This window comes from Inquilinus limosus MP06, assembly GCF_000767795.1.
Classification (GTDB): Bacteria; Pseudomonadota; Alphaproteobacteria; order DSM-16000; family Inquilinaceae; genus Inquilinus; species Inquilinus limosus_E.
The window spans coordinates 1-10,130 of the sequence record NZ_JANX01000190.1 but is presented as its reverse complement, the minus strand read 5'-3'; the positions used below and the strand labels follow the sequence as shown (position 1 = coordinate 10,130).

At 71.8% G+C, this 10,130-nt stretch carries 12 protein-coding genes; 8 read left to right on the top strand and 4 right to left on the bottom strand.

Annotation, left to right across the window (positions count from 1 at the left end; genetic code table 11):
* A partial coding sequence (locus tag P409_RS16145) for an ATP-dependent helicase C-terminal domain-containing protein (protein ID WP_034839153.1) occupies nucleotides 1–577 on the top strand: 577 nt, incomplete at its 5' end.
* A 7-nt stretch (nucleotides 578–584) separates the two neighbouring features.
* Here the strand turns inward: P409_RS16145 and P409_RS37145 are convergent.
* Nucleotides 585–743: a DUF3309 family protein gene (locus tag P409_RS37145; protein WP_034839149.1), complete on the bottom strand. Its 159-nt coding sequence runs from the start codon at nucleotides 741–743 to the stop codon at nucleotides 585–587.
* A 75-nt stretch (nucleotides 744–818) separates the two neighbouring features.
* Nucleotides 819–992: a hypothetical protein gene (locus P409_RS38935; RefSeq protein ID WP_161790410.1), complete on the bottom strand. Its 174-nt coding sequence runs from the start codon at nucleotides 990–992 to the stop codon at nucleotides 819–821.
* A gap of 130 nt (nucleotides 993–1,122) precedes the next feature.
* On the opposite strand from P409_RS38935, the gene P409_RS16135 reads away from it, so the two are divergent.
* Nucleotides 1,123–2,967 (top strand): chloride channel protein, encoded by a 1,845-nt coding sequence (locus P409_RS16135; RefSeq protein ID WP_081991552.1) that lies wholly within the window; start codon nucleotides 1,123–1,125, stop codon nucleotides 2,965–2,967.
* 154 nt (nucleotides 2,968–3,121) lie between these two features.
* Here P409_RS16135 and P409_RS16130 read toward each other — a convergent pair whose 3' ends face one another.
* Nucleotides 3,122–3,769, bottom strand: coding sequence for a glutathione S-transferase family protein (locus P409_RS16130; protein WP_202964688.1), 648 nt, complete (start codon nucleotides 3,767–3,769; stop codon nucleotides 3,122–3,124).
* 154 nt (nucleotides 3,770–3,923) lie between these two features.
* On the opposite strand from P409_RS16130, the gene alkB reads away from it, so the two are divergent.
* From alkB to P409_RS16110, 4 genes are read left to right on the top strand one after another with little or no spacing between them, the layout of a single operon-like run.
* A complete protein-coding gene (alkB, locus tag P409_RS16125) occupies nucleotides 3,924–4,577 on the top strand; it encodes a DNA oxidative demethylase AlkB (protein ID WP_034839141.1) in 654 nt (217 codons plus the stop codon).
* Between the two features lie 44 nt (nucleotides 4,578–4,621).
* Complete coding sequence (locus P409_RS16120; protein WP_034839136.1) at nucleotides 4,622–5,395, top strand: SDR family NAD(P)-dependent oxidoreductase; 774 nt, start codon at nucleotides 4,622–4,624, stop codon at nucleotides 5,393–5,395.
* A gap of 13 nt (nucleotides 5,396–5,408) precedes the next feature.
* Nucleotides 5,409–6,596: a mannonate dehydratase gene (gene uxuA, locus P409_RS16115; protein WP_034839131.1), complete on the top strand. Its 1,188-nt coding sequence runs from the start codon at nucleotides 5,409–5,411 to the stop codon at nucleotides 6,594–6,596.
* Entirely contained in the window at nucleotides 6,593–7,720 is a 1,128-nt protein-coding gene (locus tag P409_RS16110) for an NAD(P)/FAD-dependent oxidoreductase (RefSeq protein ID WP_034839127.1), read from the top strand. The genes uxuA and P409_RS16110 overlap by 4 nt, the downstream gene beginning before the upstream one ends.
* A 117-nt stretch (nucleotides 7,721–7,837) precedes the next feature.
* On the opposite strand, the gene P409_RS16105 is transcribed toward P409_RS16110, so the two are convergent.
* Entirely contained in the window at nucleotides 7,838–8,662 is an 825-nt protein-coding gene (locus P409_RS16105) for an AraC family transcriptional regulator (protein ID WP_034839122.1), read from the bottom strand.
* A gap of 102 nt (nucleotides 8,663–8,764) precedes the next feature.
* Between P409_RS16105 and P409_RS16100 the strand changes: the two genes are divergently transcribed.
* On the top strand, nucleotides 8,765–9,175 hold the full coding sequence (locus tag P409_RS16100) for a DUF2000 domain-containing protein (RefSeq protein WP_034839121.1): 411 nt from the start codon (nucleotides 8,765–8,767) through the stop codon (nucleotides 9,173–9,175).
* A 240-nt stretch (nucleotides 9,176–9,415) separates the two neighbouring features.
* A partial coding sequence (locus P409_RS16095; RefSeq protein ID WP_034839120.1) for a DNA polymerase IV occupies nucleotides 9,416–10,130 on the top strand: 715 nt, incomplete at its 3' end.

Below are 10,130 nucleotides of genomic sequence, written 5' to 3'. Positions count from 1 at the left end.
GCTGGGCCTGGACGCGCTGCCCTGGCGTGACGGCGCGGTGGCGCTGCGGCAGCGGACCGGCTTCGCCCGGGCGCTGGACGGCGAGGCCTGGCCCGACTGGTCGGACGCGGCGCTGACGGACACGCTGGAGAAGTGGCTGGCCCCGCATCTCGGCGGCATGCGCCGGCGCGGCGATCTCGACCGGCTGGACCTGGCGCAGATCCTCGCGACCTCGCTGGGCTGGGAGCGGCAGCGCGCGCTGGACGCCCTGGCGCCTGCCACCATCCCGATCCCCAGCGGCCGCCGCGCGGCGCTGGACTATGCCGACCCGGCCCAGCCGGTGCTGGCGGTGAAGCTGCAGGAGATGTTCGGGCAGGCCGAGACGCCCCGCGTCGGCAACGGCCGGGTGCCGGTGGCGATCCACCTGCTGTCCCCCGCCGGCCGGCCGCTGCAGGTGACCCGCGACCTGGCCGGCTTCTGGGCCGGCAGCTATGCCGAGGTGCGCAAGGACATGCGCGGCCGCTACCCGCGCCATCCCTGGCCCGACGACCCGCTGACCGCCCCGGCCACGGCCCGGGCCAAGCCGCGGGGGACCTGACGCCGGGCTAGACCCTGCCCATCAGCACCAGGATCAGCAGGACGATGACGATCACGCCCAAGAGGCCGCTCGGCCCGTAGCCCCAGCCGCTGCTGTAGGGCCAGGACGGGAAGGCGCCGATCAGCAGGACGATCAGGATGATCAGCAGGATGGTTCCGATGCCCATGGCGGCACCTCGCCGTTGTTCGTGCTGATTCTCTCAATACCAACTGGGAAATTTCGGTTCCGGCGGCCGGCCCCGTCAGTCGCGCTTCGACTGCAGCGCCAGCGCGCCGATCACCGCGGCCAGGGCCAGCCCGGCGACGAAGCCGATGCCCATGCCCCACAGCCCGACGCTGCCGCTGCCGAGCATGTGCCCGGCCACGGCGCCGACCAGCGCCAGGATGAAGGGCAGGAAGCAGCCGATCAGAACCATCGTGTCATCCCCATGGCGTCGCCCCCTGCATTCCTTAGAACCCAGTTGCGACCATTCGTCGAGCCCGCATCCCTTGCGCCGCCGGCCGGGGTCGGCCACAAGGACGGAACCTCCCGACACGGCGGCGATTATGGCCACGCCCCAGGCCGAAGACGCGATCTCTACCCCCTCCCGGCGCGGCCCGCTGCTGCGCCGGCAGCTGCAGCGCCTGCATCTGTGGACCCGGCTGCGCAGCGCCGTGCGCGCCAACGAGGTGGCCCTGCCGCTGCTGGCCGTGGCGATCGGGGTGATCGTCGGCCTCGGCGTCGTCGCCCTGCGCTGGGGGCTGCAGTTGATGCACGAGCTGCTGTTCGACCTACCGAGCGGCCAGCGCCTCAGCGCCAGCATCGACACCAGCCCGCTGCTGACCGTGCTGGTGCCGGTGCTGGGCGGCTTGGGCTTCGGCGGGGTGATGTGGGCGATCAGCCGCTGGCGCCCCCGCCCGCCGGTCGACCCGATCGAGGCCAACGCCCTCTATGGCGGCCGGATGTCGCTGCGCGACGGCTTCGTCGTCGCCGGCGCCACGCTGATGTCGAGCGGCGTCGGCGCCTCGGTCGGGATGGAGGCCGGCTACACCCAGATCGGCGGCGGCTTCGCCTCGCGTATCGGCCAGATCTTCCGCCTGCGCCGGGCCGATCTGCGCACCATGGTCGGCTGCGGCGCCGCCGCCGCCATCGCCGCCGCCTTCGACGCGCCGCTGGCCGGCACCTTCTACGCCTTCGAGCTGATCATGGGCGCCTATACCGCGGCGACGCTGGCCCCGGTGGTGGCGGCGGCGCTGACGGCGACGGCGGTGGAGCGGGTGCTGCTGGACGAAGGCCCGTTCCTAACGGTGACCTGGAACACCGGCCTGCACGCCGCCGACTATGCCATCTTCGTCGTGATCGGCCTGGCCTGCGCCGGGCTGGGCATCCTGATGATGCAAGGCGTCACCTGGACCGAGCGGGCGATGCGCAAGCTGGCCCTGCCGCAGGTGCTGCGCCCCGCCGTCGGCGGGCTGATCGTCGGGCTGATGGCGCTGCACTTCCCGGAGGTGCTGAGCTCCGGCCACGGCGCGCTCTATGCCGACCTCACCCTGGCGCCGCCTTTGACCGCCCTGGTGCTGCTGCTGATCGCCAAGACCGCCGCCGCGGCGATCTCGCTCGGCGCCGGCTTCCGCGGCGGCCTGTTCTTCACCTCGCTGCTGACCGGCGCGCTGTTCGGCGGCATCCTGGCCCAGCTGACCGCCTTCGCCCTGCCCGGCCATCCGGTCGAGCACCTCGCCTATTCCCTGGTCGGCATGGCGTCGATGGCCGCCGCGGTGATCGGCGGGCCGCTGACCATGACCTTCCTGGCGCTGGAGCTGAGCGGCGACTTCTCCGTCACCATCGGCGTGATGGTTGGGGTGGTGGTCGCGGCCGCGGTGGTGCGGCACCTGTTCGGCTATTCCTTCGCCACCTGGCGCTTCCACCTGCGCGGCGAGGCGATCCGCGGCGCCCAGGATGTCGGCTGGATCCGCGACCTGACGGTCGCCCGGCTGATGCGCCGCGACGTCCGCAGCGTGCCGGAGACGACCACCGTCGCCGATTTCCGCAAGCAGTTCCCGGTCGGGTCGACCCAGCGCGTCTTCGTCACCGACGCCTCCGGCCGCGCCGCCGGGGTGGTGCAGGTGTCGGACGCGCACAACTCCGACCACGACGCCGACGCGGAGACGATCGAGATCGGCGCGCTGCGCCACGCCGCCGCTTACATCCTGCTGCCCGGCCAGACCGTCCGCACGGCGCTGGAGCTGTTCCAGGCGGCGGAGACCGAGACCCTGCCGGTGGTCAGCGACGCGCAGGAACGGCGGATCATCGGTTATGTCAGCGAGGCCTACGCCCTGCGCCGCTACAATGAGGAGCTCGAGCGCCGCCGGGCCGAGGACACCGGCGAGCGCTGGTTCCGCTCGACGGAGTGAAGGCGGCCGCCGCTGGAGTCGCCCACCCACACCGTCATCGCGAGGCGCGCAGCGCCGCGCGATCCAGAGGGCCGTGCCGCTGGATCGCCACGCCCCTCCGGGGCTCGCGATGACGGCTTTGCTTTGGGGGTGGGCCGACCCGAACGAGCCTGACTCACGGCAGCTCGTTCACCGAGTGCGGATCGATCGAGTAGGGGAAGGTCTCGGCCAGGAAGCGCGGCTGCGACCGCACCCGGTCGATCCAGGCCGTGACGTTCGGGAAGTCCGCCAGCGGCAGCTCCGCCTCCTCCGCCCGGTGGACATAGGCGAAGACGGCGATGTCGGCGATGCCGTAGGCCGCCCCGGTGATATAAGCACGCCCGGACAGCTCGCGGTCCAGGATCGCCAGCGTCTTCAGCGAGCCTTCGCGCTTGGCCTCGACCAGCGCGGCGGGGCGGCGGGCGGCCTTGCCGGTCATCACCCAATGACGCAGCGTCGCGATGGTGGACTGGACGTAATCGCCCTCGAAGGACAGCCATTGCAGCACCTTGGCCCGGGCGAAGCGGTCCTCCGGCAGGTAGGGCGTGCCCTCGGCCAGGAACCACAGGATGGCGTTGGACTCGGCGACCACCCTTCCGTCGTCCAGCCGGATCGCCGGCACCGCGCCGGTCGGGTTGATCGCCAGATACTCCGGCCGCTGGCCTTCGCCCTCGAAGATGCTGATGATCTCGGTGCGGTACGGCCGCTGCAGCTGGGCCAGCAGCAGCCGGACCTTGTAGGCGTTCTGCGACGGCAGGTAGTCGTAGAGGGTGATCATGGGCATCCTCGGGCCTCAGCGGTGATGATCCAGTGTCTCGCGGCCCGGCCGTGCCGGCACTCCGCTTCTTGCGTCCAATTTGACCGCAAGGGATGGAATGCACCGGGCGAAACGGTCCTGTAAGTCCGTGCAGACCTGATGGTGTTGAGGGAGCCGGAGCATGACGGCCGATCTGTTCGACAGCCTGCCTGGGCCGGGGCCGGTCCAAAAGACCCTAGCGGAAGGAGCTTTCCTCCTGCGCGGCTTCGCCCGCGACCGGGCGGACGCTCTGATCGCGGCGGTGCGGGCGGTGGAGGCCGCGGCGCCGTTCCGCCACCTGGTCACGCCCGGCGGCTACCGCATGTCGGTGGCGATGACCAATTGCGGCAAGGTCGGCTGGGTCAGCGACCGCGGCGGCTATCGCTACGACCCCGACGACCCGATCGCCGGCCGCCCCTGGCCGAAGATGCCCGAGGTCTTCGCCGAGCTGGCCGACGCCGCCTCGGTCAGGGCCGGCTTCGGCCCCTTCGCGCCCGATGCCTGCCTGATCAACCGCTACGAGCCCGGCGCGCGCCTGTCGCTGCACCAGGACCGCGACGAGCGCGACACCGGCGCGCCGATCGTCTCGGTCTCGCTGGGCCTGCCGGCGACCTTCCTGTTCGGCGGGCTGCAGCGCAGCGACCCGACCCGCCGGGTGCGGGTGGAGCATGGCGACGTCGCGGTGTGGGGCGGCCCGGCGCGGCTGGCCTTCCACGGCATCGCGCCGCTGCCGGACGGCAGCCATGCGATTCTGGGCCGCCAGCGGATAAACCTGACCTTTCGGAAGGCCCTGTGATGCCGCTATGAAGTCCGGGTCGGTTGCAACGAGCGGGCGGCACTATGCTTCACGGCAAGGTCATACTGGTCACCGGATCCTCCTCCGGCATCGGCCTGGCGATCGCCCGGGCGGCGCAGGCCGAAGGCGCCACCGTGGTGCTGCACGGCATCGAGGCGGAGGCGCTGGCGCAAGCCGCGGTCGATCTGGGCGGCGTCGCCTCGGTGCTGGCCGATGTCACCGCGCCCGACGCGACCGCTTCCATCATCGACACCGTGCTGCGCAGCCATGGCCGGATCGACGGGCTGGTGAACAACGCCGCGTCCCTGGCCCGCACCACGCTGGAGCAGGCCGACGAGGCCGCCTTCGACGCCATCTTCGCCGTCAACGCCCGCGCGCCCCTGCTGCTGTGCCGCGAGGCGGTGCGCGCCTTCCGCGCCCAAGGTGGCGGCGCCGCCATCGTCAATATCGGCTCGGTCAACGCGCTGTGCGGCCAGGACAACCTGCTGGTCTATTCCATGTCCAAGGCGGCGCTGATGACCATGACGCGCAACCTGGGCGACGCGCTTTCGGCCGAGCGCATCCGGGTCAACCAGCTCAATGTCGGCTGGACCCTGACCGAGAGCGAGCGCGCCATCCAGCGCCGCGAGGGCCGGCCCGAGGACTGGGCGGATCACATCCCGCCGGCCTTCGCCCCTACGGGGCGCATCCTGCGGCCCGAGGAGGTGGCGCAGCATGCGGTGTTCTGGCTGTCCGACCGGTCGGCTCCGGTCACCGGCCAAGTGTACGAGGTCGAGCAGTATCCGCTGGTCGGCCGCAACAAGATCAACACGCGATGAGGGGCTGGAGACGATGAAGGAGACGTGGCGCTGGTTCGGGCCGAACGACCCGGTGACGCTGGACCATGTCAGGCAGGCGGGGGCCAGCGGCATCGTCACCGCCTTGCATCACCGCCAGGACGGCAGCGTGTGGCCGGCGGAGGAGATCGCCGAGCGCAAGGCGGTGATCGAGGGCGCCGGCCTGGCCTGGTCGGTGGTCGAGAGCATCCCGCTGCCGGACGCCGTCAAGATCGGCGGCGCCGGCGCGGCCGAGGCGACCGCAATCTTCGCCCAGTCGCTGCGCAACGTCGCCGCGGCCGGGGTGACGACGGTCTGCTACAACTTCATGCCGGTCGTCGACTGGACCCGCACCAACCTGATGTGGCGGCTGCCGACCACCGGCTATGCCCTGCGCTTCGATGCGGTCGACATGGCCGCCTATGACGCCTTCATCCTGAAGCGCAGGGGCGCCGAAGCCGACCACCGCCCCGAGGTGCTGGCCCGCGCCCGCGACCGCGCCGCGGCGATGAGCGAGAGCGAGAAGGCCGAGCTGGAGAAGACCATCATCGCCGGCCTGCCGGGCGTGGCCGGCGCGGTCAACGACCGGGCCGGGTTCGAGCGCCGCCTGGCCGCCTATGCCGGCATCACCGCCGACGATTTCCGTGCCAGCTACAAGGCGTTCCTGAGCGCGGTCGTGCCGGTGGCGGAGGAGGTCGGCGCCCGGCTGGCGGTGCATCCGGACGACCCGCCCTTCCCGCTGTTCGGCCTGCCGCGCATCGTCTCCACCCCCGCCGACGCCCGCGCCGTGCTGGCCATGGTCGACCGCCCGGTGAACGGGCTGACGCTGTGCGTCGGCTCCTACGGCTCGCGCGCCGACAACGACCTGGCGGCGATGGCGCGGGAGTTCGCGCCGCGCATCCACTTCGCCCATCTGCGCAACGTCACGGTCGAGGCCGACGGCTCCTTCTTCGAGGACGAGCATCTCGAGGGCGGCGCCGACATGGTGGCGGTGATCGACGCGCTGATGGCGGAGGAGCGGGCCCGCAAGGCGGCCGGCCGGGCGGATTGGGAGATCCCGATGCGGCCCGATCACGGCCATCTGCTGGCCGACGACGTGCACAAGAAGACCAACCCCGGCTATTCGCTGATCGGCCGGCTGAAGGGGCTGGCGGAGCTGCGCGGCGTCGCCCGCGCGATCGGCCAGCTGCGCGGCGCGGCATGACCGACACGGTCGATGCCGTCGTGGTCGGTGCCGGGGTGGTCGGCCTGGCCGTCGCCCGGGCGCTGGCCCTGGCCGGGCAGGAGGTGATCATTCTCGAGGCGGCGGACGCCTTCGGCACCGAGACCTCGGCCCGCAACAGCGAGGTGATCCACGCCGGCATCTACTACCCGCAGGGCAGCCTGAAGGCCCGGCACTGCGTCGCCGGCCGCCGGGCGCTGTATCGCTTCTGCGAGGAGCACGGCGTCACCGCCAGGCGCTGCGGCAAGCTGATCGTCGCCACCGACGAGCAGGAGGCCGCGACGCTGGTGCGGATCGAGGCGGCGGCGCGGGCCAACGGGCTGACCGGCGCGGACGACGCGCTGCGGCCGCTGACCGCGGACGAGGCACATGCGCTGGAGCCGGAGGTCGCCTGCACCGCGGCGCTGCTGTCGCCCTCCACCGGCATCGTCGACAGCCACGGCTTCATGCTGGCGCTGCTGGGCGACGCCGAGGCCGGCGGCGCCATGATCGCCACTCACAGCCGGCTGGCCTCCGCGGCGGTGACGCCGGACGGGCTGCATCTGCAGGTCGCCACCGAGGAGGGCGGCATGGAGCTGCTGGCCCGCCGGGTGGTGAACTCGGCCGGCCTGTCGGCCCCGGCGGTCGCCCGCCGCATCGCCGGGGTGCCGGAGGCGTCGGTGCCGCAGCCCTTCCTGGCCAAGGGCAACTATTTCGGCCTGTCCGGCCGCCCGCCCTTCCGGCACCTGATCTACCCGGTGCCGGTGCCCGGCGGCTTGGGCACCCATGCCACGATCGACCTGGGCGGACGGGTGCGCTTCGGCCCGGACGTCGAATGGGTCGAGGAGCTCGACTACCGCGTCGACCCGGCGCGGGCGGAGAGCTTCTACGCCGCCATCCGCCGCTACTGGCCGGCGCTGCCGGACGGGGCGCTGCAGCCGGACTATTCCGGCATCCGCCCGAAGATCACCCCGCCCGGCGCCGCCGCCGCGGATTTCGTGATCCAGGGGCCGGAGGGGCATGGCGTGCCCGGCCTGGTCAACCTGTTCGGCATCGAGAGCCCGGGCCTGACCTCGAGCCTGTCGATCGCCGAGGAGGTGGTGGCGCGGCTGGGGCTCCAGGCCTGATTTCATTCAAGATCGTCATCCCCGCGAAAGCGGGGATCTCTTCGGGTTAGACGAGATCCAGTGTCTGCGCGGCGGCACTGCGCGCCGCAGCGCGCACGGGATGACGAGGACAATGACTTACGCCGCCTGCGCCGCCTTCTGGAACCGCGCCGGCGTGATGCCGTAGGCACCCTTGAAGCGGCGGGTCAGGTGGGCCTGGTCGGTGAAGCCGGTGGCGGCCGCCACCTGGGCCGGGGCCTCGCCCGACGCCAGCAGGCGCTTCGCCCGCTCCAGCCGGATCCAGCGCAGATAGGTGGCCGGCGCCGCGCCATAGCGGCGGGTGAAGGCGCGGGACAGGTGGAAGCGGCTCAATCCCGCCACGGCCGCCAGGTCCTCCGCCGTGATGTCCTCGCCCATATGGGCGTGCAGATGGTCGCGCGCCCGCGCCAGGGCCGTGTCGGCGGGGCGGGACAGGCCGGGGGCCGGAGCCCCGGCCTGGCGGCGGGCCAGCCCCACCACCATCGCCGCCAGCGCCTCGGACCGCGCCAGCGTCGCCCCCGGCTCAGCGAAGGCGTCGGCGGTCCGGGCGATCAGCGAGCCGAGGACCGGGTCCTCAGACAGGATGTTGGGGAAGGCCAGCGCCCAGGGCGGGCGGATGCCGGCGTCGTCGAGAACGGCCTCGACCGTCTCCGGCGCGACATAGAGCATCCGGTACAGGAAGCCCTCGGCATTGGTCGCATGGCCGTCATGGATCTCGGCCGGGTTGAAGGTGATGATCGATCCCGGCCGGGTACGATGCGTGGCGCCGCGGCAGTGAAAGCTCTGCGACCCTTCCTCGGTCAGGCCGATGGCATAGGTCTCGTGCGCGTGCCGCTCATAGCAATGGGCGGTGAAATGGGCGCGGAAGCGCTCGACGCCGAAGCGCCGGTCCAGCCCGAGCGTGACCCATTCACCGCTGTCCATGGCCGTATCCTAGGCCTCACCGGGGGGCCGCCGCCACAGCACGATCGTACAAGCCGGCCCGCAGGCCCCGCCCCTACTGTCCCCTGGTCACCAGGAGGGCATATGCGGTTCGACACCAAAATCGCCGTCGCGTTGCGCGAGGACCTGCCGGTCTGGCAGAAGCTGAACGTGGCCGCCTTCACCGTCAGCGGCCTGGCCGGCACGAGGCCGGAGCTGGTCGGCGCGCCCTATGAGGACGGCTCCGGCAACCTGTACCTGCCGATGTTCCGCCAGCCGGTGCTGGTCTTCGCCGGTTCGGCGGAGGCGCTGAAGGCTGCCCATGCCCGGGCGCTGGCCCGCAACCTGCGCATCGCCATCTACACCGCCGAGCTGTTCGCCACCGGCCATGACGAGGCCAACCGCGCCGCGGTCAAGACGGTGCCGGGCGACGCGCTGGACCTGGTCGGCTTCGCCATGCACGAGGACCGCAAGGATGTCGACCGCGTGCTGAAGGGGCTGTCGCTGCATCCCTGAGGATCGGAGGCCAGTTGGCGAAGACATTCCCTTTATTGTCATCCTCGGGCTTGACCCGAGGATCCAGGGGCTTTCAAGAGCCGCTCTCTGTGGCCCCTGGATTGCCGGGTCAAGCCCGGCAATGACAGGAGGGGTGAGGCTTGACCGCTCCCCGCGTCGGATGACCTGCCGGCTTGATTGCCCTTCGATTTTGTTCCATATTTGTTCTTATCCGGAACAACGCGGCGGACCGCCGGCGCGATGGACGCCACCATCCTCCATGCCGACCTGGACGCGTTCTACGCGTCGGTCGAGCAGCTGCTGGACCCGGCGCTGCGCGGCAAGCCGATCGCGGTCGGCGGCGGGGTGGTGCTGGCCGCCTCCTACGAGGCCAAGGCCTATGGCGTGCGCGGCGGCATGCCCGGCCGCCGGGCGCGGGAGCTGTGCCCGGGGCTGATCTTCGTCGGCGGTCATTTCAAGGAATACCAGCGGCTGGGCGACGCCGCGATCGGGGTGCTGGGCGACTTCACGCCGCTGGTCGAGCGGATCTCGATCGACGAAGCCTTCGCCGACGTCGCCGGCTGCACCCATCTGTTCGGCCCGCCGGCCGAGATCGCCGCCGCCATCCGCCACCGGGTGCGGGCGGAGCTGGGGCTGCCGATCTCGATCGGCGTCGCGCGCACCAAGCACCTGGCCAAGATCGCCTCGCAGGTGGCCAAGCCGGACGGGCTGGTGGTCGTCGATCCGAAAGCCGAGCTGGCCTTCCTGCACGACCTGCCGGTGGAGCTGATGTGGGGCGTCGGCCCGGTCAGCAAGGCGCGGCTGGCCGACAGCGGCATCCACACCATCGGCCAGTTGGCGGAGACGCCCGGCCGGTCGCTCGAACGGCTGCTCGGCCATGCGGCCGGGGAGAAGCTGGCGGCGCTGGCCTGGAACCGCGACCCGCGCGAGGTGCGCACCCATCGCCGGGCGCAAT